Here is a 22,630-nt window from a genome sequence, read left to right as displayed (position 1 = left end):
GCGGACAGGCCCCGCCGGTGCGGTGCCGCGCTCCCTCATGACCTCGACTGTCACAGGCCGTATTCCTTCCAGCGTCGCGTCACCCGTTCGGATGTCTCCGGGTCGGACAGCACCATGTCCGGCCAGCCCCCGTCCCGCGTGTACCCCTCCTCGGGGAGCTTCTTCGTCGCGTCGATGCCCGCCTTGCCGCCCCAGAACTGCTGGTAGGAGGCGTGGTCGAGGTGGTCGACCGGGCCCTCGACGACGGTGAGGTCGCGGGCGTAGTCGGTGTTGCCGAGCGCGCGCCAGGCGACCTCGTGCAGGTCGTGGACGTCGCAGTCGGCGTCGACGACCACGATCAGCTTGGTCAGGGACATCATGTGGGCGCCCCAGATGGCGTGCATCACCTTCTGGGCGTGTTTGGGGTACTTCTTGTCGATCGACACGATCGCACAGTTGTGGAAGCCGCCCGCCTCCGGGAGGTGGTAGTCCACGATGTCCGGGACGATGATCTTGAGGAGCGGGAGGAAGAAGCGCTCCGTCGCCCGCCCCAGCGGCCCGTCCTCCGTCGGCGGCCGGCCGACGACGATCGACTGGAGCAGCGGGCGCTTCCGCATCGTCACGCAGTCGATCGTCAGGGCCGGGAAGGGCTCCTGGGGCGTGTAGAAGCCGGTGTGGTCGCCGAAGGGGCCCTCGGGCAGCATCTCGCCGGGCTCCAGCCAGCCCTCCAGCACGACCTCGGCGTTGGCCGGGACCTGGAGCGGCACGGTCTTGCAGTCGACCATCTCGATCCGCTTGCCCTGCACGAAGCCGGCGAAGAGGTACTCGTCGATGTCGCCGGGGAGGGGAGCGGTGGAGGCGTAGGTCACGGCGGGCGGGCAGCCGAAGGCGATGGCGACGGGCAGGCGCTCGCCGCGCCGGGCCGCCACCTGGTAGTGGTTGCGGCTGTCCTTGTGGATCTGCCAGTGCATGCCGATGGTGCGCTTGTCGTGGCGCTGGAGCCGGTACAGGCCCAGGTTGCGGACGCCCGTCTCCGGGTCCTTGGTGTGGGTGAGCCCCAGGTTGAAGAAGGAGCCGCCGTCGTCGGGCCACGTGAACAGGGCGGGCAGCCGCTCCAGGTCCACGTCGTCGCCGTGCAGGACGACCTCCTGCACGGGCGCGCTGTCGGACTTCACCTTCTTCGGCGGCACGTGCGCCATCGCACCGAGCTTGCCGAACGCCTCGCGCATCCCGACGAAGCCCTGCGGCAGCTCCGGCTTCAGCAGCCCGCCGATCTTGTCGGAGATGTCGCTGTACGCCTTCAGGCCGAGGGCCTTGAGCAGGCGCCGGTCGGTGCCGAAGACGTTCATCGCGAGGGGCATGGCGGAGCCCTTCACGTTCTCGAAGAGCAGGGCGGGGCCGCCGGCCTTGTTCACCCGGTCGACGATCTCCCCGACCTCCAGGTACGGGTCCACCTCGGCCTTGATGCGCTTGAGGTCGCCCTCGCGCTCCAGCGCCCTGAGCAGGGAGCGAAGATCGTCGTAAGCCATGCGGTCCAGTATCCCCGAGCGGCTAGGCTGGCCCTGTACCTGGGGGCGGTGACGCGTCCCCGCCCACCGCTTGAGCTGGAGAGGCCCATGCTCCGGGTGCTGATGTTCCTCGTGCCACTGGCGCTGAGCGTCTACGCGTTCATCGACTGCATCAGCACGAAGGACGAGGACATCCGCCACATGCCCAAGCCGCTGTGGGCCATCCTCGTGCTGCTGTTCCCGCTGGTCGGATCGATCTCCTGGCTCATCGCGGGCAAGAAGCGGCACCCCGCCGGCGCGGGGCCCTGGCAGGGCGGGGGCCGGGGTCAGTGGGTGGCACCGGACGACAACCCCGACTTCCTCAAGTCCCTCGGCGAGGAGCGGGACAGGGGCGGGGACAGGGGCAGGGACCGCGACCGGGACGAGGACTCCGACCGGGACAAGAACCCCGACCGGGACGACGACCCGCGGGGCGACTGAACCGTCCGGCGGCGCGTCCTCCCCGCGCAACGCCGGACCGGCCGGACCCGAGGCCCGTACGTTCCCCCCGGGCCGTACGGACGGACACGAGTCCGGCCAGACGGACAGTCTGTCACCACCCCGCCCCGGATTGAAAGTTACTTCTAGAAACCCGCTTCTAACTCCGCGCGTACGAGCCGAGCCCGACCAGGCAGTACACGTACTCGCTGATGGCCGCTCCGTTGAGGGTGTAGCGGTAGGAGAACGCGTACTCGGTGCGGGGGTTGTCGTCGCACGCACTCATGTCGGACGTCATGGGGAAGGTCTGGATCACCCGGTAGTGGGCGTCCGACGCCGAGCAGTCGACCTCTTCGACGTCGTCGACCTCCTGCGCGGTCGTGGAGTCCGGCAGCGTCCCGTTGAGACAGGTGCCCGACTCGAACGGGTCGGGGGCCTCGCTCTCGGACGCGTAGGGGTCGTCCTCGGTGAACGGGTCCTCATCGGCCGGGTCTTCGTCGACCGGTTCTTCGTCGGCCGGGTCCTCGGTGTACGAGTCGTCGTAGGTTTCGTCGTCGTAGGTGTCGTCGCCGTAGGTGTCGTCGCCGTACGAGTCGTCGGTGTACGCATCCTCCGTGGCGGTCTCGTAGGACGACGAACCCGTGGACGACGTGTCGCCGCCCCCGCATCCGACGGCCGACAGCGCCAGCAGCGCGACCACGGCGGCCGCCGCCGCGCCCCTCGCCCGGGCGGTGCGGCGCGGCCTGAGAACGGTGGGGATCCCTGATCCTGATCCAGACATGCGCACAGTGTGCTCGCGCCTCCGCCGCACCGGAGCCTTTTTCTAGAAATCTGCTCTAGAATTCCACGGACGGGGTACCGGGCGGAACGTTGCTTTACCCTGGTCCCCACGGTCCCAGCAGAGAACGGTCGCCCCATGAGCCCCAAGCAACAACGCGGTGAGGCCACTGTCGAACTGCTCCTGGACACCGCCCTGCGCCTGTACGGCGAGGAGGGCGAACAGGGCCTGACCGTCAACGCGGTGACCAAGGCCAGCGGCGTGAGCCTGGGCAGCCTCTACCACCACTTCGGGAGCATCGACGGCCTCGTCGACGCGCTGCTGATGCGGTGGCTCGAGCGGCTGCTGGGCGAGATGCTCGCGGCGCTGGAGCGCTCACGCACCGCACGGACCGGCGTCCGCGCGCTGGTGCGCGCCTATCTGTCCTTCGTCCGGGAGCACCCGGAGGCGGGCCGGCTCCTGCACTCGTCCCGCGCCGACCACCTCGGCATGGAACAGGCCAGGCAGCTCCGTGACGCCCAGGAGGCCAGGCTGACGCCCCTGACCGGCTGGCTCCAGCGGTACGTGGACAAGGGGGAGGTCGCGCCGCTCTCCCCGCCGCTGCTCGAGTCCCTCGTCCTCGGCCCCGTCATCGGCGTCTCCCGCCGCTGGCTGACCCTCGGCGACGTCGACCTCGACGAGGCCGCGCGCGTCCTGCCGGAACGGATCTGGCGGTCGGTGAGCGCGGAGGCGGCGCCTCACACGTGACGGACGGGGGGCTCGAAGACCCCGGCTCCGATGAACGCGGCCCAGGCGGCGCGCCCGACGACCAGCACGGGACCGTCACCGTCGTAGCGCGAAGGCCGGTTTCCGTGACCCGGGTCACGGAAACCGGCCTCGTGATGCTCGCGGTGCTCCGGGTCAGAAGCCCACGGACTGCAGTGCGCCCAGGCCGACGTCGGCGTACGAGTGCTTGCCGGAGACGAAGATGTTCACGCCGTAGTAGTTGAACAGCCAGCAGGCGAACGCGGCCAGGGCCAGGTAGGCGGCCTTGCGGCCCTTCCAGCCGGCGGTCGCGCGGGCGTGCAGGTAGCAGGCGTAGGCGACCCAGGTGATGAAGGACCAGGTCTCCTTGGGGTCCCAGCCCCAGTAGCGGCCCCAGGCGTCGCCCGCCCAGATGGCGCCCGCGATGATCGTGAACGTCCACAGCGGGAAGACGGCGGCGTTGACGCGGTACGCGAACTTGTCGAGGGACGCGGCGGCGGGCAGCCGGTCCAGGACCGAGTTGGCGAAGCGGCCGGGGGTGCCGCCGGTGGCGAGCTTGTTCTCGAACGAGTCCTTGAACAGGTACAGGATCGTGGAGACCGCGCCGACGTAGAAGACCGCGCCGCAGAAGATCGCCGTGGAGACGTGGATGTACAGCCAGTACGAGTGCAGCGCCGGGACCAGCTGGTCGCTCGCCGTGTACAGGACGGTGACGGCCAGGCCGAGGTCGAGCAGGACCGTGGTGGCCAGGGGCAGGCCGAGCCAGCGGATGTTCTTCTTCAGCGCGAGCAGGACGAGGTACACGCCGACGGCGACCGTCGTGAACGTGATGTTGAACTCGTACATGTTGCCCCACGGCGCCCGCTTCACCGACAGGGCGCGCGTGAGCACGCCACCGGCCTCGATGGCGAAGGCGAGCACGGTGAGCGAGATGGCGATCCGTCCGTAGAGGTCGCCCTTCTCGGTGCCGCCGTGGGCGCCCGGCCCGTCGGGCACGTCGCGGGAGCCGGAGGCGGCCCGCACGACCACCTTCGGCCGCTCCAGTACGGCGGTGCCGCCGTTCTTCTTCACCGTGACGGCCGGTGCGCTCTTCGCCTCGGCCGTGGCGGTGAGCGCGGCGGCGGTGCGGCCGACCTTGCTGCGGCTGCCGAAGATCCACTCGGCGATGTGGGCGAAGAAGGCCAGCGTGTAGACGGCCATCGCGGAGTAGATCAGCGTGTTGCTGAGGTTCGCGAGGTGCTCGTTGGTGGCGGTGGCCAACTCCGTTGCGGCCTCTGTTGCGGCGGCGAGAGTCACTTCTCAGCCCCTTCGGCAGGTACGACTCGGGGATCGGGGGTTTCGGGATCGGCGTCGGCGTCGGGGACGCCGGGCGCCTGTTCGTACAGGATCCCGGCCAGGTCGCCGAGCTCCTCGGGCACCTTCGCGGACTCGCTGCGGCCGAGGCCGGCCATCTCGACGACCGTGACGCCGTCGGCGCCCCTGACGGCCCGCACCCACACGCGGCGGCGCTGGATGAACAGGGAGCCGGCGAGGCCGAGGATGGCGACGACGGCACCGGCGAGCGCCCAGCCGCTGGCGGGCTGCCGGGTGACCTGGAAGTTGGCCCATTCCCGGACGCCGTCGAAGGTCACCGTGCCGGCGCCGTTCGGCAGGGTCATGGTGTCGCCGACCTTGAGCTGCTTCTTGAACAGCTCGCCGTCGGAGTCCTTGAACTCCTTCAGCTTGGTCTTGTCGAGCTGGTAGATGCTCTTCGGGAAGCCCGCGTCGACACCGAGGTCGCCGTGGTAGGCGGAGAGCGCGAGCATCGGGTTGAGCAGGGCCGGGAAGGCCGAGAGCATCGTGCTCCCCTTGCCGCCGTACGTCGGCAGGAAGAACGCGTTGAAGCCGAGCTGCTCCTTGACGCCCTCGGCGTTGCGGTAGCCGTCCCGGACCATGACGGCGCCGGAGGAGGTGACGTTGGAGTCCAGCGGCAGCAGTGCCGTCGCCTCGTGGTCCATGACGACGTTGCCCTTGGCGTCCTTGACGGTGAGGACGGGCGCGTAGCCGTGGGCGGTGAGGTAGACCTTCGAGCCGTCGATCTCCAGCGGCTCGTTGACCTTGATGGTGGTCGGCCTGTCCTTGCCGTAGGCACCCTCGCTGTAGGTGATCCTGGCCTCGTAGAGGCGCGGGGTGCCGCGGTTGGGGCCGGTCGCCTCGTAGGTGCCGTGGAAGTCCTTCAGGGTGAAGCTGAAGGGGTCCAGGTCGCGGTCCGGGTCGAACAGGTTGCCGGACTTGAAGTCGTCGTACTGCGTGAGGGTGTTGGAGAAGCCGTCGCCCTCCAGGATCAGCTTGTTGCCCTCGTACTTGAACAGCTGGCCCCAGGCGAAGGCGATCAGCATCACGATCAGCGCGATGTGGAAGGCGAGGTTGCCGACCTCGCGCAGGTAGCCCTTCTCGCCGGCGACGGCGTCACCGACGACGTGGGCGCGGAAGCGGCGCTTCCGCAGCAGTGCCAGCGCGGCCTCGCGGACCTGCTCGGGCTCGGCCCCGGTGCGCCAGGTGGTGTGGGCGGGCAGCCGGGTCAGGCGCCGGGGGGCGCCCGGCGGGCGGCCGCGCAGCTGGCCGACGAACTGCCAGGTGCGCGGGACGATGCAGCCGATGAGGGAGACGAACAGCAGGATGTAGATCGCGGAGAACCACACCGAGCTGTACACGTGGAAGAGGCCGAGCTTGTCGTAGACCGGCGCCAGGAGGTCGTGCCTCGCGCGGAAGTCGTCGGCCTTCGTGGCGTCGACGCCCTCCTGCGGGATCAGCGACCCGGGGATCGCGCCCAGCGACAGCAGCAGGAGCAGCAGCAGCGCCACCCGCATCGAGGTGAGCTGCCGCCAGAACCAGCGGACCCAGCCGACGACGCCGAGGGCGGGGAGGTTCGGTGCCTCCTCCTGGGGGGCGGTGGAGAGCTGGGAGCCGGCGGCGCCGAGGTCCTGGTCGTCGCCGGCCCCCGGGGTGGTCCCCGGCACCGTTTTCGAAGTGCTGCTCATCGATTCAGATTCCCACGTTGAAGCCGGTGGACCAGGTCTGCATGTCCTGCACCATGCTGTCCCACGCGCCGGTCAGCAGCAGCAGACCGGTCGCGATCATCATGACGCCGCCGACGCGCATCACCCATACGTAGTGGCGTTTGACCCAGCCGAAGGCGCCGAGCGCCTTGCGGAAGGCGACCGCGGCCAGGACGAACGGCACGCCGAGGCCGAGGCAGTAGGCCACGGTCAGCACGGCGCCGCGACCGGCGGTGCCCTGCTGGGAGGAGAGCACCAGCACCGAGGAGAGCGTCGGGCCGATGCAGGGCGTCCAGCCGATGCCGAACAGGGCGCCGAGCACGGGCGCGCCCACCAGTCCGCTCACGGGCTTGCGGTGGAAGCGGAACTCGCGCTGGGTGAGCCAGGGCATCAGGCCCATGAAGAAGACGCCCATGAGCACCATGAAGACGCCCAGCACCTTGGTCAGGACGCCCCGGTTGGCCTGGAGCGTCTCACCGAAGTAGCCGAACAGCGCGCCGCCGGAGACGAACACGGCGGTGAAGCCGAGGACGAAGAGGGAGGCGCCGGCGACCATCCGGCCGCGCCGGGCCTCGGCGAGGTCGGTGCCGGTGACCCCGGTCACGTAGGAGAGGTAGCCGGGGACGAGCGGCAGGACGCAGGGCGAGAAGAACGAGACGAGGCCGCCGAGGAGGGCGACGGGGAGGGCGACCAGCAGGGCGCCGTTGAGCACAGTGCCGTTGTAGCCGTCCGCAGCGAGCGTGGACATCACGGTCACGTCACTTCTCCGGCTTCTCCGCGAGGAACGGCGCGAGCATCTTGCGCAGCTTCTCCTCGCTGAGCCCCTGGAGGGTGCGCGCGGCGACCTTCCCGTCCCGGTCGATGACCAGCGTGGACGGGATGGCCTGCGGGTTGAGCGTGCCCTTCTCGAACCGGAGCATCATCTTGCCGGTGGGGTCGTACAGGCTCGGGTACGTGATCCCGTAGTCCTTCTCGAAGGCGCGGGCCGGGCCGACGGACGGGTCACGGGTGTTGATGCCGACGAACTGGACGCCCTGGTCCTTGACGTCCCGGTAGACCGTCTCCAGGTTCTTCGCCTCGGCACGGCAGGGCCCGCACCAGGAGCCCCACACGTTGACGACGACGATCTTGCCCTTGTAGTCGGCGACGTCGACCTGTCCGCCGTCGACGGTCTTGCCGGACAGCTCGGGGGCGTCCGCCCGCTCCCCCTTCTCGGCGGTGGAGATGCCGTCCGAGCCGGTGATGAAGCCGGTCTGGCCGCCACCGCCGGAGGTCCCTCCCGAGCTGCACGCGGACACGAGCAGCGCGGCCACGGCCGCACCGGTGGTCAGGGCGGCACGACGGCGGACACGGGCGGCGGTGCGGTTCGAGCGCAGGGGGGCGCGGCTGGCGGCACTCATGTGAAAAGTTTCGCATGTCCGTTCCGGGGATCTTGCGCACCCCCCTCACGGGCGGAAACCCGCATTTCAGGCGGCATTCCCGGTGGGTGTCGAGCCGGTGGCGGAGGTGTCCTTGAGGAAGGTGTTCCAGCCGCCGGCGGGCCGCTGCCCCACCTCGACGGTGCGGAGCCTGGCGAGCACCTCGGGCTTCTGCACGTCCAGCCAGTCGGTGAACTGGCGGAAGGAGACGAGCCGTATGTCCCCGCCCTTCTCCTTCTCCCGCGCGATGTGCTTCAGGGCGTTCTCGACGGCGTCCATGTAGATGCCGCCGTTCCACTCCTCGAAGTGGTTGCCGACGAAGAAGGGTGCCCGATTCGACTCGTACGCCCGCGTGAAGCCGGATATGTACGACCGGGTGGCCTGGTCGCGCCAGCCCGGGTAGTTGTGGGCGGGGGCCTTGGTCGAGTTGACCGACTGGTTGGCGAGGATGTTGTAGTCCATCGACAGGACCTCGAAGGAGTGGCCGGGGAACGGTATCTGCTGCAGCGGCAGGTCCCAGATCCCGTCCTTCTTCGCCGGCCACACCTGCCGGCCGCCGGGCGAGGAGGCGTCGTAGCGCCAGCCGAGCTCGCGGGCGGTGGGCAGCAGGTTGTCCTGGCCGAGCAGACAGGGCGTGCGGCCGCCGACGAGTTCCTTGTCGTAGTCGAAGGGCAGCGACGGCAGGTCGGTCCAGCCGGTGTTGGTCCGCCACTCCTTCACGAAGGACTTCGCCTGCTCGATCTCGCTGCGCCACTGCACCGGGGTCCAGTTGCCGACCGTGCCGCTGCCGCCGCAGAAGTGGCCGTTGAAGTGGGTGCCGATCTCGTGGCCGTCCAGCCAGGCCCGGCGGACGTTCTTCAGCGTCTCCTTGATGTGGGCGTCGGTGAGGTAGCCGATGTCCGAGGCGCCGCGCGGGTTGTTCGGCGGGTCGTAGAGGCGCTTCTTCGACTCGGGCAGCAGGTACAGCCCCGAGAGGAAGAAGGTCATGTGCGCGCCGTGCTCCCGGGCGAGGTCGAGGAAGCGCGGGAAGAGCCCGTTGCCGACCTCTCCCGCGCCGTCCCAGGAGAAGACGACGAACTGCGGCGGCGTCTGGCCGGGCTCCAGCGGCACGGGTGCGTCCGGCTGGTGCGGCTGCCTGCCGGTGTACGACGTGGAGCCGTCGCCGATGGGGCGGGCGGGCGGTGCCGTGCTGCCGGACGGCGAGGGCCGCTCGGCGGGGCCGCCGGCCTGGTGCGAGCCGTCCGCCGACGGGTGGGAGCCGCAGCCCGCGAGACCGACGGCGGCCGCGGCACCCGCGCCGAGTCCGAGCATCCCCCTGCGGGTGAGAGTGCGGGTGGAAGTGCGCATCGCAACCTCGTTCGTCACGTCCTCTGGTGGTCACTGGGTGAGAGGACGTGACGAACGGGCGGGTTCCGGATATTTGTGCGGATTCCGTAACGAGGTTCGCGAGCGGCGGGTCGCGCGGCCGTCGGATCGCGCGGCCGTCGGATCGCGCGACCTTCGGGTCTCAGGCCCCGAAGGCCTTGCCCTGCCCCTTCACCGGCTTGGCCCCCGCGAGGAGGTGCGCCGGGACGAGGTCGCGGGCGGGCTCCGTGTAGCCGACGGACACGATCCGGTCGCCCCGGAACGTGAACGTCGTCAGGGAGGCCAGCGTGCACTGCCGCTTGCGCGGATCGTGCCACAGCCGCCGCCGCTCGACGTACGAGCGCAGGATCCAGATCGGCAGCTGGTGGCTGACGACGACGGCCTCGTGCCCGCGCGCCTTGTCCTTGGCGGCGTTCAGCGCGCCCATCATCCGCACCACCTGGTCGACGTACGGCTCGCCCCAGGACGGCTTGAACGGGTTGACGACGTGCTTCCAGTTGGCGGGGCGGCGCAGCGCGCCGTCGCCGATGCCGAAGGTCTTGCCCTGGAAGACGTTGTCGGCCTCGATGAGCCGCTCGTCGGTGTCCAGGTCCACCCCGTGCGCCTTGGCGATCGGCGTCGCCGTCTCCTGCGCCCGCTCCAGCGGGGAGGCCACGACGTACGTCACGTCGCGCGGGGCGAGGTGCTCGGCGACCCGGTCGGCCATGCGCCGGCCCAGGTCGGAGAGGTGGTAGCCGGGCAGCCGGCCGTAGAGCACGCCGGTCGGGTTCTCGACCTCGCCGTGCCGCATCACGTGGACGACGGTCAGGTCGTCCTTCTCGTCCCCGGCGCTCACGCGGTCGCCTCCGCAGCCGCGCGGGCCGCCGCCGGAAGGGCGTCGGCGATGCGCTGGACGGCCCGCTCGTCGTGGGCGGTGGACACGAACCAGGACTCGAAGGAGGACGGCGGCAGGTAGACGCCGTTCGCGAGCATCGAGTGGAAGAAGGCGGTGAAGCGGAAGGACTCCTGCGCCTTGGCGTCCTCGTAGTTCCTGACCGGCCGGTCGGTGAAGAAGACGGAGAACATGTTGGAGGCGTTCTGCAGCGTGTGCGCGACGCCCTCCTTGGTCAGCGCCTCGGTGACCAGGCCCTGGATCTGCTCCGAGACCGCGTCGACCTTGGTGTACGCCGCGTCGTCGAGGAGGCGCAGCTGGGCGAGACCGGCGGCGGTGGCGACCGGGTTCCCGGACAGGGTGCCGGCCTGGTAGACGGGGCCGGCCGGGGCGAGGTGCGCCATGACGTCCGCGCGCCCGCCGAACGCGGCGGCGGGGAACCCACCGCCCATGACCTTGCCGAAGGTCATCAGGTCGGGGACGACGCCCTCGACGCCGTACCAGCCGGCCCTGCTGGTGCGGAAGCCGGTCATCACCTCGTCGGAGACGAACAGCGCGCCGTTCGCGGCGCAGGCGTCCTTGAGTCCCTGGTTGAAGCCGGGCAGCGGCGGCACGACGCCCATGTTGCCGGGCGACGCCTCGGTGATCACGCAGGCGATCTCACCGGGGTGGGCGGCGAAGGCGGCGTGCACGGCCTCGAGGTCGTTGTACGGCAGCACGATCGTGTCGCTCGCCTGGGCGCCGGTGACGCCGGGGGTGTCGGGCAGCGCGAAGGTGGCGACGCCGGAACCGGCGGCGGCGAGGAGGGAGTCGACGTGGCCGTGGTAGCACCCGGCGAACTTGATCACCTTGGTGCGCCGCGTGAACCCGCGGGCGAGCCGGATGGCCGACATGGTCGCCTCGGTCCCGCTGGACACCAGCCGCACCTGCTCCAGCGGCGCGACCCGCTCGACCATCGCCTCCGCGAGGGCGACCTCGCCCTCGGCGGGCGTGCCGAACGACGTCCCGCGCGCGACCGCCTCCTGCACGGCGGCGATCACCTCGGGGTGCGCGTGCCCGAGGATCATCGGACCCCAGGAGCAGACGAGGTCGACGTACTCCCGCCCGTCCGCGTCCGTCAGGTACGGCCCGGTGCCGGACACCATGAACCGGGGCGTGCCGCCGACGGCGCGGAACGCCCGCACCGGGGAGTTCACACCACCCGGGGTGACGGCCGCCGCACGGTCGAACAGAGCCTGCGAGGCCGGTGCTTCGTATGGATATGCCAGTTCGCTCATGACCTGCGACTTCTCCGACCTTCTCGACCTTCTCCGACTTCTCGGACACCGGTTGCCCAGAGTGACCTCATTCAGGGTAGACAACCCGCCCGAACGCCGTGTCGTCTGCCAGACTGGAACCCGTCCACGCAGCTCACGCGGGCGGCGCGGACAGGGGCCGCCGGCTTCCGCGGGCACGTGACGGCCGTACGACGGCCATATGTCCGCCGCACGTTTCGGCGGGCGGCCGTGGGGGAGGTCACTGACACGATGATCGGGTTGCGCGGCGGGGGTCACGCGTCCTAGAAAAGCAGTCGGGTGGAGATATGCATCGCGGTGGCGGACTGGGCGAGGGGACCGACGACCTGGGTCCTCGACGTGCCCGGCGGGGAAGGCACCGGCGCGAGGCGGCGGATTCGACCGAAGCACGCCAGGCGCACGGACCCCCGGGAGAGCCCGACCGGCTCGACGCGCGGGCCGGCCGGCTGGGGACGGGGAGCGGGAATGGTGGTCGGGTGGGGGTGACGTACAAGTACTTCGGCGCGCCCGACGGCGCGACCGCGGCCCGCGTCCCGATCTCGATGCGCCCCGAGGAGCTGGGCGGCGACGAGCTCGGGATGAACGGCATGTTCACCAAGATCAAGCCGGAGACCATGGCGGCCATGGTCCTCACCGGCATCGAGGGCGTGCCCCTGCACAAGGTGCCCCCGCTGGAACTGGTCGTCCTGCACCCCGACTACGCGGTCGTGAAACTCCCGATGACCGTCGTCGACCCCCTGCGCGGCGTCGGCGAGGAGGCGGTCGGCGCGGCGGCCTTCATCTGGTCGACGGTCCCGGACCGGGGCGGCCCGCGGGACGCGTTCGACGTGTACCAGCTGCTGCACGAGTGGCAGGACTTCAGCCACCGGCTGCATGAGGCTGGGCATCAGGCTTACTGCCTGGTGTGGCCCTGAGCTGGGGTTTCGTAGGAGTCGGGCGGGGTCTTCGGGCCCCGCCCTTTTCCGTGCCGGAGAGGGGTCCTCAGGCGGCCAGGGCACATCGAGGGCACATTGGTGCAGCCGAGGGGCTGATGCACCCGCCCCTTCTCGCCCCCGCACCCATCCGCGCCCAGCTCCGCGAAGCCGCTTCCGCCTTCGAGCGCGCCACGCGCTCCCGTATTCAGGCCGAACACCACCACGCCCGCGCCCTGCGAAGCGCCATACGGGCGATGCTCCGCGAGCCCGCACCGGGGGACGGTACGGCTCTGGCGATGTTCCTCGATGCCGCGATCCTCGTCACCATCGCGGCCACCCGCTCCGCCACCACGACCAGCAGGTCACCGCCGCCCAGCAGACTCTGCTCCACCTCCAAGCCGCATACGACCAGGCAGCAGCACCCCTGACCGCCCTCGTCCGGCACCGACCGCCGCAACCAACGGTGGACCGGCATGTCCACCACATCCGTCGGGCCGTACCCGCGCACTCGGAGCAGGTCCTCGCAGATCCCGCGATCGCTGCCCTCACTGCCGCACTCGCCGAAGCGGAAGCACTCGGGCACGACCCGGAACGACTTCTCAGGCAGGCCGCCGACCAACGTGCCCTGGATGACGCCCGCTCCCCCGCACGGACCCTGGCGTGGCGTATTCAACGCGTCAGCGCACGACCGACGCCCAACGCACGCGCCCGTGCAGCACAGGCCCACAGCGCAGCACGGCCCGATGGGACACCCAGCACTCCGGCCCACGGGGCAACCACCGTCTCGCTCCCGCAGCCGCGAGCGCATCGGCGCTGATCACGACCGCGCGGACAGCCTCGGGGCAAGCAGCTCCAGCACTTCCTCCCAGCGGTAGCGGTCGGCCCCGCCGCCCGCCTTCGGCCGGTGAGGCTCGTAGGAGCCGACCAAGACGCCCATCTCGCGCAGCAGGTCCAGACTCCGTCGGTATGCAGGGTGGGCGGCCTGGGCGGAGTTCAGGTACGGCAGCACGGCGACCGGTACACCCATGGCAGGCGCCTCGCACAGGATGCCCAGCGCGAGATTGTCCGAGATCCCGGCGGCCCACTTGTTGACCGTGTTGAAGGTGGCCGGGGCGACCGCGATCGCATCCGCAGGCCGGCTCGGACGCGGCTCTCCCGGTGACCGCCAGGCCGAGCGGATGGGGCGGCCGGTCCGGGCCTCGACCGCCTCGGCATCAAGGAAGCCGACTCCTTGCGGGGTGGCTACGACGCCGACGTCCCAGTGCCGTTCCTGTGCTGCCGTGATCAGCCGGCCGACGTCGGCGGCGACCCCGGCCGCGCAGACCACGATCTGGAGGAACGGCTTGTCATGCTGGTCACTCACGCGGGCACTCCCAGTTGGCGGCTGAAGTGGTGGAGCTCGGGCAGCGCCCGGCGACGGTCACGGGCTGCCATGTCGGCGACCAGTTCGCGTACGGCCGGGCGTCGGACGTCCTGTGCCGCGCAGCTCTCGGCGATGCGCAGGGCCTGGTAACCGTCGGCGAGTCTGCCCTGCTGACTGTAGGCGCGGGCGGCCTCCACCCAGAGCGCGGCCCGTCGCTCGGGGACGGGGATGTGCCGCCGCATGAGGGGGCGAGCGGTTTGGAGGGCGATTCCGGCGTCGCCGAATGAGACAGCCGCGCTGATCTCGTGCAGGGCTACGTTGGTTGGGCTGAAGTTCGCCCAGGCGTCCGGCCTGTCGAATGCGACGTAGCGGGCCACCTCTTTGGCCTCGGTGAGGAAGTCGTGGGTGGTTTCGCGGTCGCCGTTTCTGCTGGCGGCGGTTGCTCCGCGGAGCAGCAGCAGGCCGACCGCTGCCAGATATCGGGGCGAGCGTTGGTCGTAGGAGCCGCTGAGCTGGTCGACGGTGTGGCGCACCATGTTCACGGCTTGGGCTGTGTGCTTATCCCGTACGAGCACGTGAGCGTGAACGCGGACGCTGGCGGCGAGGACGACAGGGTCCCCGGACCTTTCCGCCTCGGCCATGGCCCGGCCGGCCGCGAGCCAGGCGTTGCCCTGGTCGGCTCGCTTCAGCAACAGGCTCACCGCCGTCTGGTAGGTGGTCGCGAGCAACCCGGACGCCTCCGCCGAACCGGAGGAGCCGCCGGCGACCTGGCGCAGGTCGGCGATCAGGCCCGGCAGGACCTGCTCCAGTTTCGCGTAGTCGCACGTGCAGAACAGCCGGCGCACGGTCCGCGCTCGCTCCCGCAGCTCGTCGATACCGGAGGAGTCACCGGTGGCGGCGGGGCTCGGTCCCGGCAGCAGGACCTGGATCAGGTCGTGGTGCGCCATGGTCGGCGTTGCCGCGAGCGCGGCGACGCTCGCGGCAAGGAAGGTACGGCGGTGCATGTCCTCGGTTCCGGGATCGCTGGGGCTGGCGTCGGGGGCAGCGGCGAGGCCGAGGCGTTGCGGTGGGATGTCCAGTACCTTCGCGATCTCGCGCAGCACGCGCACGTCCTCCGTGCCCCTGCCGTTCTCCAGGCGGCTCACCTTCGACTGGTGGTAGCCCAGTGCGGTGGCAACGTCCTTCTGCGAGCGCCGCTGTAATACGCGTGCCTGACGGATGACTTCGCCGATCCGTCCAGCTTCACTCTGTGCGTCGGCCATCTGCGCCACGGCCCCTTCTGCCGTCGCCGATCCTGCCTGCTCAACCGAGCGTAACCGAGCATCGATTGGCCGCGATGCAGCTCCTGCATAAGTGATGCGGCCCCGGCACACGGCATGGTCCCGCTTGCCTCCGGAGCGGTTGCCTGGAGCAGCCGCACCGACCCTGGAGGCAGCTCGTGAAAGCGCACCAGTTCGCACTCTCCGTATCCGCCACACCGACCGCGGTCACCGCCGCCCGGCACCGGGCCGTGGACGCGATAGAGGGCTGGGACACGGTGCTGGGCAACGAGGTGGTGCACACCGCCGAGCTCGTGATCAGTGAGTTGGTCACCAACGCGGTCCGGCATGCCGAAGCCGGCCCGGTTTCCCTGTCCGTCCGTCTCGACGAGCAGTCACTGCGGATCGAAGTCTGCGACGACTGCCCGGAGCTGCCCCGGCCGGGTCTCCCGGATCCGTGTAGCGAGAGCGGCCGAGGTTTGTTCCTCGTGGCCGCGCTCGCGGATCGATACGGCGTCGAGCCGACGGCAGTCGGGAAGTGCTGCTGGGCCGAGATCGCACTGCCCACCAATCCGGACCATCCGATCGTGTCCCCTCTTGTTACACAGAGGAGTTGCTGATGACGACCACTCGCGTCCCCGGCGCGGCCGCCGAGGTGATCGCCGTTCGTCCGGGCCCACCGCTCACCGGCACTGTGACTGTCGACGGCTCCAAGAACGCGGCGCTCCCGCTGGTGGCCGCCGCAGCTGCCCTCGGCTGTCCGGTGAGTCTGAACAACATCCCTGCCAACACGGACGTGCAGACCATGCTCGCGCTGCTCCAAGAGTCGGGCTGGCACGTAGCGCAGCCGGTCGGGAAGCCGACTGCGGCGGTGATTCTGCCGACTGAAAACCAGCCCGTGCGCCCCCACCTGCCCCAGGCCGCGCGTATCCGTGCCTCGTACTACCTGGTGCCGGCCCTGCTCGCCCGGCACGGAGAGGCACGGCTGCCGTGGCCGGGAGGCTGCCGGATCGGCGCACGCGGGATGGATCTGCACTTCAAGGTGTACGAGGTATTCGGCGACCGGAGTGTCTTGGATGACTCCGGATATCGCGTCGAGGCCGCCAGACGTCGCTATGGCACCGTGTCCCTGGTGCTGCCGTTCCGCTCGCGCGGGGCGACCGTGGCCGCCCTGCTTCGAGCCGTCACCACCGGCCGGCCTCTGCGGCTGGGCGAGCCCAATCTCTCGCCGGAAGTGCTGTACGTGCTGGAGGCCCTGCAGGCGGCGGGATGGGAAACCCGGGCCAGCGAGCGCCTGCTCGCCCTCTCGCCGCCCCCCTCGGCACCGAGCGACGCCGCATGGGTAGTGCCGGGAGACAAGGTGGAGGCAGGGACACTCGCCTGTGCAGTCGCCACCACCGGCGGAAGCGCGCGCATCCGAGGCGCGCGAGCCGACGACCTGGGCCCCCTCGTGGCCGCCCTGCACCGACTGGGCATCTCCACCGTCAGCGAGTCGGACACTCTCACCGTGAACGCCCAGGACGGCCGCTTGGCCAGCCGCCCCTTACGGGCCACCGCCTCGCTCAGCCCGGGCGGCTTGGACGCCGACTTCGAACCACCACTCATGGCACTGGCCCTCGGCCTACCCGGTACCCACCTGTTCGCCGACGCCATCAACCCGGGTCGCCACGGCAATCTTCTGCCGCAGTTGGCCCGCCTCGGGGCGGACATCGAGGAGATCTCCCCCACCGAGTGCCGCCTTACCGGCCCTCAACGGCTGACCGGGACGGGCGTGGAGGCCACCGACATCCGAACCGGATCCGCCCTCATGGTCGCCGGCCTCGCCGCCCAGGGCGTCACCACCCTTGGTGGCCTCGACCAACTCCGCCGCGGCCACGCCGACCTGCCCGGCAAGCTCCACACCCTGGGCGCTGACATCTGCGAGGTCACCCCATGACCACCGACGGGCGCAGCCTGCGCCAGATCGTTGCCACAACGGACGTCCACTCCGCCTTCGACAACGCCGCGCCGTTCCTGACCCACCTCCACTCGCTGCGGCCGACTTCCCTCATCGTGGACTGCGGCGACTTCTTCGAAGGCAGCGGGTACTACCGCCTCGCCCGCGGCACGATCGAGCGGGGGATCCTACTCAGGCTGTACGACGTGCTGGCCCCCGGCAACCACGGCTGGCCCCACTACTTCGAACCCGTCCTTCATCGGCGCACTGTCTGCGCCAATGCCGTGGATGCCAACACCGGCGACGCTCTGTTCCGCCGCCTGTACATCGCCGACATCGATGGACGGCGCGTCGGCGTAACCGCTGTGATCGGCCGGCAAGCCTTCCACTCGATCCCGGCTCCCCAGCGAGCCGGCCAATGCGTCACCGATCCCCTGCAGTCCCTGCGCGAGGTGATTCTCGCCCACCACCACGAGGTGGACAGCTGGGTCCTGCTCAGCCATTCCGGCTTCGACGAGGACCGGAAACTCGCGGCGGCCTGTCCGTTCCTCGACGTGGTCTTCGCCGGGCACTGCCACAGCGATCAGTACGGACCGGTCCGAGTCGACGGCACCCTGGTCGCCAAGGGTCGGGAACTCGCCGACGGCTACGCGATCGCCACGCCCGTGGGCACGGGATGGGGTGTGGGCACCACATCCTTCCCGAGGCGGGCCCCGAGCGTCGTTCCCATGGAGCTTGCCGATCTGCGCTCCCACATCGAAGACGTCAAGCAGCGGCTGGCCGCCGTCCTCGGTCCGATCAGTCCGGCGTACCGCCACCAGCCCCTCGACCGGCGCAGCCTGCTCATGGAGCTCACCGCCCGCCTGCGTACGGCACTCGGGGCAGACACGGTCATCCTCAACGAGACGGCACTACGTGCCGTCCCGCTCGGCGACACACTCACCCAGGGCGACCTGCTCTCCATCGAGCCGTTCGCCAACCAGCTGGTGCACGCCCACGTACCTGAGCCGGCACGCAGCGACCTCCGTGGCCTGCTGTCAGATCTGACCGCCCAGTCCGGTCCGCTCGTCACGGCCCCCTATCCCCTGCCGGACGCCATCACCACCGTGCTGACCACCGACTACCTCGCCGACACCTACCTCGGCGGACGCACACACGAGGCCGGCCTGCGCCTGGACCAGGCCGTCCAGCACGTCCTCACCGCTCCCGACACCGCGGAAGGAGACAGCGAATGATCCTCACCGGCCCGGAGATCACCGCTGCCGCTCACGACGGCCGCCTCCGCATCACCCCGTTCGCCGCCGACCAGGTCAACCCCAACAGCTACAACGTGCGTCTGGGCCCCACCCTGATCACCTACACGAGCACGGTCCTGGACCCACACCGGCCCAACCCCACAAACGCAACCAGCATCGGCTCGGACGGGCACATCCTCCAGCCAGGCGAGCTCTACCTCGGCCACACCCTCGAAGAGGTCGGCTCCGACACCTTCGTGCCACTGCTGTTCGGTCGTTCCTCCGTCGGACGCCTCGGCCTGTTCGTCGAGATCACCGCCCCCATCGGCGACATCGGCTTCCACGGCCAGTGGACGCTCATGCTCACCCCGATCCGACCGCTGCGCGTATACGAGGGCATGAAGATCGGGCAGATCATGTTCTTCGTCTCCACCGGCGCCATCGACCTCTACCGCGGCAAGTACCAGGCCGCCGCAGGACCGCAGCCCTCCGCCTACTGGCGAGACCTCGCCCGACTCCGGGCGGTGGCATCGTGATCCTCACCGGCCCTGCCATCGCCGCCGCCGTCCAGGCCGACGAGATCACCATCGACCCGTACGAACCCAGCCGCCTCTCCCCCAACGCCTACGACTGGCGGCTCGGGGACACGATCCGCGTCTGCGACGGCGACCTCGACGCCGCGACCCCCACCGCCTTCACCGAGCAGCCCATCCCCAACACCGGCCTCGTACTGCGCCCTGACCTGCTCTACCTCGGCATCACGCTGGAGCGGACCGGTTCGGAGACGTACGCGCAGCTACTGAACGGCGACCGCACCACCGGGTCCCTGGGCATCTGGGTTCACGTCTCGGCTCCGCTCGGACACCAGGGCCATGCGATCCGCTGGACGCTGGAGATCCGCGCCACGCGACCGGTGCGCGTGTATCCGGGCATGACCTTCGGCAAGCTCGTCTTCCTCACTGCCTTCGGCGCCCCGGCCAGCTACCAGCATCAGCCCGCCAAGTACGCGTCCACGGAAGGCATCGACGTCTCGCGCCTCTACGAGGAGATCGACGGAGGCACGCGGTGAACGCTCGCTCGGCCACCGGCCCGATGGCTGCCACCTTCCTGGACCTCCCCGTTGGAAGCCCCGGCGGCAGCGTCGAGCTCTTCATCGACCTCTACACCGGCCGACAACCCCTCATCCCGGCACGCGCCTTCATGCTCGCACCACCTGGTCACGCTCCCCGGCCACCCGCCGGACTCAGCGTGCTCCCCGTAGCAGGCAAATGTCTGGAAGGAACGGCCTTCAGCCGCTACGTCGCCACCCTGCGCAGAGCGCTCACAGCCATACTCGATCCCACGCAGATCGGCGTCCTCCACTTGCAGCACCTCGCATTCGGCGCCACTCCTGCCCTCATCCACGCTCTGCCCGCGCATCCTCGGATCGCCCTCGTCCACGGCACGGACCTGCTCTTCGCCGAGACCCACCGAGACCAGCTCCAAGTGCTGCGCAAAACAGCCAGGGCCGCCGACGCCATCGTGGTCCCGACCAATGCAATGGCCGACCGCCTCCTCAAGCTCGCCCCGCAGATCGAACGCCGCAAGATCACCCACATCCCCTGGGGCATCCCCGACCACCTGCTCACCGCCCCACCCGCCCGGCCGGCACGCACCTCCAGCAGCCACCTGCGGCTCCTGTACGCAGGACGCCTGACCGTCGAAAAGGGTGGTGAGGCCCTGATCAAGAGTCTGGCCCCGGTGCCCGGTGTCGAGCTGAGCGTCGCCGCGCCCAGAGCCCAGTTCCACGCACTGGCCCCGCTGCTGCAACGAGCCGGCGTACGAGTCCGCTACCTCGGCTGGCTGCGCCGCCCACAACTGTGGAAAGCCTTCACCGAACACGACGTACTGGTCATGCCGTCCACCACCCTGGAAGCCATGGGACTGGTCGCGCTGGAAGCCCAAGCGTGCGGGCTCCCCGTCCTTTACCAGCCTGTCCCCGGCCTCAGCGAGGCGCTCGCCGCTTCCGGTATGACCACCGACTTCACCCACTCCGCCGCACTCGCACGGGATCTCGACCGGCTGATGAAGACCCCTGGGTTGCTGTCGGCCCTGCGCCAGGCGGGCTATGCCAACGCGGCACGCTACCCCCTCTCGGCAACCGCACGATCCCTGACCGACCTCGGCCGACAGCTCACCTGAACCGACCGCCAGACGTCCCGACACGTCACTACCCGAACCGCTCTGCGAACGTCACTACGCTGACCGACGGGATACCCCGGTGAAGAGGGAGACCATGACGTACGACCATGACCGCATCGAAGCCCTACTCGACGAGGGGGTCCGCGACAAGGTGTACCCGGGCACCGTGTGGGCCCTCGGCGATGCCGCCGGCATCCTCGACCAGGGTGCCACCGGCGTCCTCGACCCCGACGAGCCGGACGTGCCGATGCGCGCCGAAACCGTCTTCGACGCCGCCAGCCTCACCAAGATCCTGGCCGTCTGGTCCTCCGTCGGCGCCCTGTACGAGGACGGAACCCTCGACCTCGACCAGCCGCTCGGCAGCTTCTGGCAGGAGGTCACCGGGCACCCACTCGGAGCCGTCACCGCCCGGCATCTGCTGACGCACACCGCCGGCGTCCCACTGCGAGCCCAGCTGAAGAACCTCTACGGCACCAACCCGGACGACATCCGCCGCGGAGTACTGCACGAGGCACTCCACCGGGCACCTGGCGAAGCCGTCGAGTACACCGACCGAGCCGCCCTCATCCTCGGCTACCTCGCCGAACACCTCTCCGGCAGCCCCTTGGACCAGCTGGCCACCGCCCGCTCCTGGCATCCGCTGGGCATGACCGGCACCCGCTTCGGCCCCCTGCCCGCCGACCTCGCCGCCCGCTGCGCACCCACCGAACTCGACCAGGACACCGACACCCACCTCAAGGGAGTCGCCCACGACTTCTCTGCCCGCCTTCTGGGCGGCGTCTGCGGCATCGCCGGCGTCTTCACCGTCCTCGACGACCTCGCCGCCTTCCTCCGGTACATGCTCGCCCCTGCCGCTTCCCCGTTCCGGGCTGGTTTCGGGAGCGAGTGGATCACCTGCTCCCTGGCCATCCAGACAGGTGAGCTCCAGCCCGCTCGCGGCCTGTTCTGGCACCCCGCTCCCGGCACGACCACCGACGAGGATGTCTGGGTCCACTACGGCTTCACCGGCACAGGCATGTGGATCTGCCCCGCCAACGACCGCTGGGCGGTGCTCCTCACCAACAAGCTCTACTACACAAGGGACCGGGGGCCATTGACCGAGGTTCGCAACACCTTCCGTGAACTCGCATTCAACTGAAGTGCCAAAGCCCAATCCAGGCCGCACTCGACGCCCACCACTCGGTGTTGAGCGCAACGCTGCCTGCCCACTTGCCAGGACGGCTGGCCTCGCGCTCAGCGTCACGGCTGACGGAACCTCTGTCGCTCCCGACCCGCACCACGCCCGCGCCTGTTCAGGCAAGCAACGTGCCCGAGCAGTGCCCACACGTGTGCGGGCAGGCCCGTCTACGATCAGCCGACATGGACTGGCTGGAGCGGATAGCGAAGCTGAGGCAGTGGACCAGGAGTGGAACGCGCGCTCCACACAAGCCGCTGCTGCTCCTGTACGCCCTCGGCCGGTTCCAGGAGGACGCCGACGGCGGTTTGCGCTACACCGCGGTGGAGCAAGACCTGCAGCGACTGCTCATCGAGTACGGCCCACCCCACAAGACGACACCCGCCTACCCCTTCCACCACCTGGTCAGCGACGGCGTGTGGGAAGTCCGCACTGATCACGGACCAGGCAGCCCGGGCAGCGGGGTACGGGACCTCCGAGAGACGGGCGCCACGGGGCAGCTCGCGCCGAACTTGAGAGCGGCCCTGCGACGTGAACCGGACCTGCTCGGCAGAATCGCGCGATTGCTGCTTGACCTGCACTTCCCACCCTCTCTGCACGGGGAACTGTGCGAAGCCGTCGGCCTGGGACTGGAGCCGGCGGAGGCCGAGCAGCTCTCGGCTGTACGCAGGCAGCGGGACCCGCAGATGCGGGAGCTGGTGTTGACCGCCTATGAGTACCGGTGCGCCTTCTGCGGATACGACGGCAGGATCGGCGCGGTACCCGTCGGGCTGGAGGCCGCCCACGTGCGCTGGTGGGCGTTCGGCGGACCCGACGAGATCGAGAACGGGCTGTGCCTGTGCGCGCTGCACCACAAGCTCTTCGACATGGGCGTCCTCGGCGTGGGGGATGATCACCGCATCCTGGTCTCACAACGCTTCGTCGGTCACAGCCCCGCCGCTCGCACGCACGTCATAGCCCTCGCGGGCCGTCCACTCATCGGCCCTCAGCCCGGCTCGCGCCCTGTTGCCGCAGTTCACCGCGACTGGCATGCCCAGCAAGTATTCCGCGGCGAACCGCGCCCTGCCACGGCTGCCTGACCCTGGCAGCCACCCA

At 70.0% G+C, this 22,630-nt stretch carries 22 protein-coding genes and 1 pseudogene; 12 read left to right on the top strand and 11 right to left on the bottom strand.

What is annotated here, in order from left to right; all coding sequences use genetic code 11:
* Positions 1-50: 50 nt before the first annotated feature.
* The gene (locus JHAT_RS16735) at positions 51-1,508 is read right to left on the bottom strand and encodes a menaquinone biosynthesis decarboxylase (protein ID WP_077798978.1); all 1,458 of its coding nucleotides are present in this window, start codon (positions 1,506-1,508) and stop codon (positions 51-53) included.
* 87 nt (positions 1,509-1,595) lie between these two features.
* Between JHAT_RS16735 and JHAT_RS16730 the strand changes: the two genes are divergently transcribed.
* Positions 1,596-1,967: a PLD nuclease N-terminal domain-containing protein gene (locus JHAT_RS16730; protein WP_077798977.1), complete on the top strand. Its 372-nt coding sequence runs from the start codon at positions 1,596-1,598 to the stop codon at positions 1,965-1,967.
* Positions 1,968-2,124: 157 nt separating this feature from the next.
* Here JHAT_RS16730 and JHAT_RS34655 read toward each other — a convergent pair whose 3' ends face one another.
* Positions 2,125-2,745, bottom strand: a complete 621-nt coding sequence (locus tag JHAT_RS34655; RefSeq protein WP_171990929.1) for a hypothetical protein — start codon at positions 2,743-2,745, stop codon at positions 2,125-2,127.
* Between the two features lie 135 nt (positions 2,746-2,880).
* Between JHAT_RS34655 and JHAT_RS16720 the strand changes: the two genes are divergently transcribed.
* Positions 2,881-3,489, top strand: coding sequence for a TetR/AcrR family transcriptional regulator (locus tag JHAT_RS16720; protein WP_077798975.1), 609 nt, complete (start codon positions 2,881-2,883; stop codon positions 3,487-3,489).
* A 153-nt stretch (positions 3,490-3,642) separates the two neighbouring features.
* Here the strand turns inward: JHAT_RS16720 and ccsB are convergent, their stop codons facing one another.
* From ccsB to hemL, 7 genes are all read right to left on the bottom strand, one after another.
* Positions 3,643-4,686 carry a c-type cytochrome biogenesis protein CcsB gene (gene ccsB, locus JHAT_RS16715; protein ID WP_375603568.1) on the bottom strand — a complete coding sequence of 348 codons (1,044 nt, stop codon included), beginning with the start codon at positions 4,684-4,686 and terminating at the stop codon, positions 3,643-3,645.
* A gap of 92 nt (positions 4,687-4,778) precedes the next feature.
* Complete coding sequence (locus JHAT_RS16710) at positions 4,779-6,506, bottom strand: cytochrome c biogenesis protein ResB (RefSeq protein ID WP_077798973.1); 1,728 nt, start codon at positions 6,504-6,506, stop codon at positions 4,779-4,781.
* Positions 6,507-6,510: 4 nt separating this feature from the next.
* The gene (locus JHAT_RS16705; RefSeq protein WP_077799023.1) at positions 6,511-7,272 is read right to left on the bottom strand and encodes a cytochrome c biogenesis CcdA family protein; all 762 of its coding nucleotides are present in this window, start codon (positions 7,270-7,272) and stop codon (positions 6,511-6,513) included.
* Between the two features lie 10 nt (positions 7,273-7,282).
* Positions 7,283-7,924, bottom strand: a complete 642-nt coding sequence (locus JHAT_RS16700) for a TlpA disulfide reductase family protein (protein WP_077798972.1) — start codon at positions 7,922-7,924, stop codon at positions 7,283-7,285.
* A gap of 66 nt (positions 7,925-7,990) precedes the next feature.
* Entirely contained in the window at positions 7,991-9,289 is a 1,299-nt protein-coding gene (locus JHAT_RS16695) for a hypothetical protein (RefSeq protein ID WP_077798971.1), read from the bottom strand.
* Between the two features lie 160 nt (positions 9,290-9,449).
* A complete protein-coding gene (locus tag JHAT_RS16690; RefSeq protein ID WP_077799022.1) occupies positions 9,450-10,097 on the bottom strand; it encodes a histidine phosphatase family protein in 648 nt (215 codons plus the stop codon).
* 41 nt (positions 10,098-10,138) lie between these two features.
* Entirely contained in the window at positions 10,139-11,455 is a 1,317-nt protein-coding gene (gene hemL, locus JHAT_RS16685) for a glutamate-1-semialdehyde 2,1-aminomutase (protein WP_077798970.1), read from the bottom strand.
* A 305-nt stretch (positions 11,456-11,760) separates the two neighbouring features.
* Between hemL and JHAT_RS16675 the strand changes: the two genes are divergently transcribed.
* Together JHAT_RS16675 and JHAT_RS34985 are read left to right on the top strand one after the other, a co-directional pair.
* Positions 11,761-12,387 (top strand): hypothetical protein, encoded by a 627-nt coding sequence (locus JHAT_RS16675; protein ID WP_171990927.1) that lies wholly within the window; start codon positions 11,761-11,763, stop codon positions 12,385-12,387.
* A gap of 41 nt (positions 12,388-12,428) precedes the next feature.
* Positions 12,429-13,204 (top strand): annotated as a pseudogene (locus JHAT_RS34985) (mobilization protein); the annotation flags it as partial.
* Here the strand turns inward: JHAT_RS34985 and JHAT_RS16665 are convergent.
* Both JHAT_RS16665 and JHAT_RS16660 read right to left on the bottom strand, forming a co-directional pair.
* Positions 13,205-13,750, bottom strand: coding sequence for a flavoprotein (locus JHAT_RS16665; RefSeq protein ID WP_031045352.1), 546 nt, complete (start codon positions 13,748-13,750; stop codon positions 13,205-13,207).
* The gene (locus JHAT_RS16660; protein ID WP_171990933.1) at positions 13,747-15,012 is read right to left on the bottom strand and encodes a helix-turn-helix domain-containing protein; all 1,266 of its coding nucleotides are present in this window, start codon (positions 15,010-15,012) and stop codon (positions 13,747-13,749) included. Before JHAT_RS16660 ends, JHAT_RS16665 begins: the two co-directional genes overlap by 4 nt.
* 176 nt (positions 15,013-15,188) lie before the next feature.
* Between JHAT_RS16660 and JHAT_RS16655 the strand changes: the two genes are divergently transcribed.
* From JHAT_RS16655 to JHAT_RS16620, 8 genes are all read left to right on the top strand, one after another.
* Entirely contained in the window at positions 15,189-15,629 is a 441-nt protein-coding gene (locus tag JHAT_RS16655) for an ATP-binding protein (protein WP_077798967.1), read from the top strand.
* Positions 15,629-16,945 carry a UDP-N-acetylglucosamine 1-carboxyvinyltransferase gene (locus tag JHAT_RS16650; protein WP_171990925.1) on the top strand — a complete coding sequence of 439 codons (1,317 nt, stop codon included), beginning with the start codon at positions 15,629-15,631 and terminating at the stop codon, positions 16,943-16,945. The genes JHAT_RS16655 and JHAT_RS16650 overlap by 1 nt, the downstream gene beginning before the upstream one ends.
* Positions 16,942-18,180, top strand: coding sequence for a metallophosphoesterase (locus tag JHAT_RS16645; RefSeq protein ID WP_077798966.1), 1,239 nt, complete (start codon positions 16,942-16,944; stop codon positions 18,178-18,180). The genes JHAT_RS16650 and JHAT_RS16645 overlap by 4 nt, the downstream gene beginning before the upstream one ends.
* The gene (gene dcd / locus JHAT_RS16640) at positions 18,177-18,716 is read left to right on the top strand and encodes a dCTP deaminase (protein ID WP_073725492.1); all 540 of its coding nucleotides are present in this window, start codon (positions 18,177-18,179) and stop codon (positions 18,714-18,716) included. Before JHAT_RS16645 ends, dcd begins: the two co-directional genes overlap by 4 nt.
* Positions 18,713-19,249 (top strand): deoxycytidine triphosphate deaminase, encoded by a 537-nt coding sequence (locus tag JHAT_RS16635; protein ID WP_077798965.1) that lies wholly within the window; start codon positions 18,713-18,715, stop codon positions 19,247-19,249. Before dcd ends, JHAT_RS16635 begins: the two co-directional genes overlap by 4 nt.
* Before the next feature lie 23 nt (positions 19,250-19,272).
* Entirely contained in the window at positions 19,273-20,361 is a 1,089-nt protein-coding gene (locus tag JHAT_RS16630) for a glycosyltransferase family 4 protein (RefSeq protein ID WP_077799019.1), read from the top strand.
* Between the two features lie 94 nt (positions 20,362-20,455).
* Positions 20,456-21,499, top strand: a complete 1,044-nt coding sequence (locus JHAT_RS16625; RefSeq protein ID WP_077798964.1) for a serine hydrolase — start codon at positions 20,456-20,458, stop codon at positions 21,497-21,499.
* A 221-nt stretch (positions 21,500-21,720) separates the two neighbouring features.
* Positions 21,721-22,614 carry a phosphorothioated DNA-binding restriction endonuclease gene (locus JHAT_RS16620; protein WP_077798963.1) on the top strand — a complete coding sequence of 298 codons (894 nt, stop codon included), beginning with the start codon at positions 21,721-21,723 and terminating at the stop codon, positions 22,612-22,614.
* Positions 22,615-22,630: the final 16 nt, after the last annotated feature.

It is taken from the genome of Streptomyces sp. JHA26, assembly GCF_002005565.1.
In the GTDB taxonomy this organism is placed as follows: domain Bacteria; phylum Actinomycetota; class Actinomycetes; order Streptomycetales; family Streptomycetaceae; genus Streptomyces.
The sequence above is the reverse complement of the archived record's forward strand: the minus strand, read 5'-3'. Positions and strand labels throughout refer to the sequence as shown.

Excerpts from the sequence above, each read along its gene's own strand:
- JHAT_RS16735 (WP_077798978.1), bottom strand. The coding sequence starts at position 1,508 with ATGGCTTACGACGATCTTCGCTCCCTGCTCAGGGCGCTGGAGCGCGAG.
- JHAT_RS16730 (WP_077798977.1), top strand. The coding sequence starts at position 1,596 with ATGCTCCGGGTGCTGATGTTCCTCGTGCCACTGGCGCTGAGCGTCTAC.
- JHAT_RS34655 (WP_171990929.1), bottom strand. The coding sequence starts at position 2,745 with ATGTCTGGATCAGGATCAGGGATCCCCACCGTTCTCAGGCCGCGCCGC.
- JHAT_RS16720 (WP_077798975.1), top strand. The coding sequence starts at position 2,881 with ATGAGCCCCAAGCAACAACGCGGTGAGGCCACTGTCGAACTGCTCCTG.
- ccsB (WP_375603568.1), bottom strand. The coding sequence starts at position 4,686 with ATGGCCGTCTACACGCTGGCCTTCTTCGCCCACATCGCCGAGTGGATC.
- JHAT_RS16710 (WP_077798973.1), bottom strand. The coding sequence starts at position 6,506 with ATGAGCAGCACTTCGAAAACGGTGCCGGGGACCACCCCGGGGGCCGGC.
- JHAT_RS16705 (WP_077799023.1), bottom strand. The coding sequence starts at position 7,272 with ATGTCCACGCTCGCTGCGGACGGCTACAACGGCACTGTGCTCAACGGC.
- JHAT_RS16700 (WP_077798972.1), bottom strand. The coding sequence starts at position 7,924 with ATGAGTGCCGCCAGCCGCGCCCCCCTGCGCTCGAACCGCACCGCCGCC.
- JHAT_RS16695 (WP_077798971.1), bottom strand. The coding sequence starts at position 9,289 with ATGCGCACTTCCACCCGCACTCTCACCCGCAGGGGGATGCTCGGACTC.
- JHAT_RS16690 (WP_077799022.1), bottom strand. The coding sequence starts at position 10,097 with ATGCGGCACGGCGAGGTCGAGAACCCGACCGGCGTGCTCTACGGCCGG.
- hemL (WP_077798970.1), bottom strand. The coding sequence starts at position 11,455 with ATGAGCGAACTGGCATATCCATACGAAGCACCGGCCTCGCAGGCTCTG.
- JHAT_RS16675 (WP_171990927.1), top strand. The coding sequence starts at position 11,761 with ATGCATCGCGGTGGCGGACTGGGCGAGGGGACCGACGACCTGGGTCCT.
- JHAT_RS16660 (WP_171990933.1), bottom strand. The coding sequence starts at position 15,012 with ATGGCCGACGCACAGAGTGAAGCTGGACGGATCGGCGAAGTCATCCGT.
- JHAT_RS16650 (WP_171990925.1), top strand. The coding sequence starts at position 15,629 with ATGACGACCACTCGCGTCCCCGGCGCGGCCGCCGAGGTGATCGCCGTT.
- JHAT_RS16645 (WP_077798966.1), top strand. The coding sequence starts at position 16,942 with ATGACCACCGACGGGCGCAGCCTGCGCCAGATCGTTGCCACAACGGAC.
- dcd (WP_073725492.1), top strand. The coding sequence starts at position 18,177 with ATGATCCTCACCGGCCCGGAGATCACCGCTGCCGCTCACGACGGCCGC.
- JHAT_RS16630 (WP_077799019.1), top strand. The coding sequence starts at position 19,273 with ATGGCTGCCACCTTCCTGGACCTCCCCGTTGGAAGCCCCGGCGGCAGC.
- JHAT_RS16625 (WP_077798964.1), top strand. The coding sequence starts at position 20,456 with ATGACGTACGACCATGACCGCATCGAAGCCCTACTCGACGAGGGGGTC.
- JHAT_RS16620 (WP_077798963.1), top strand. The coding sequence starts at position 21,721 with ATGGACTGGCTGGAGCGGATAGCGAAGCTGAGGCAGTGGACCAGGAGT.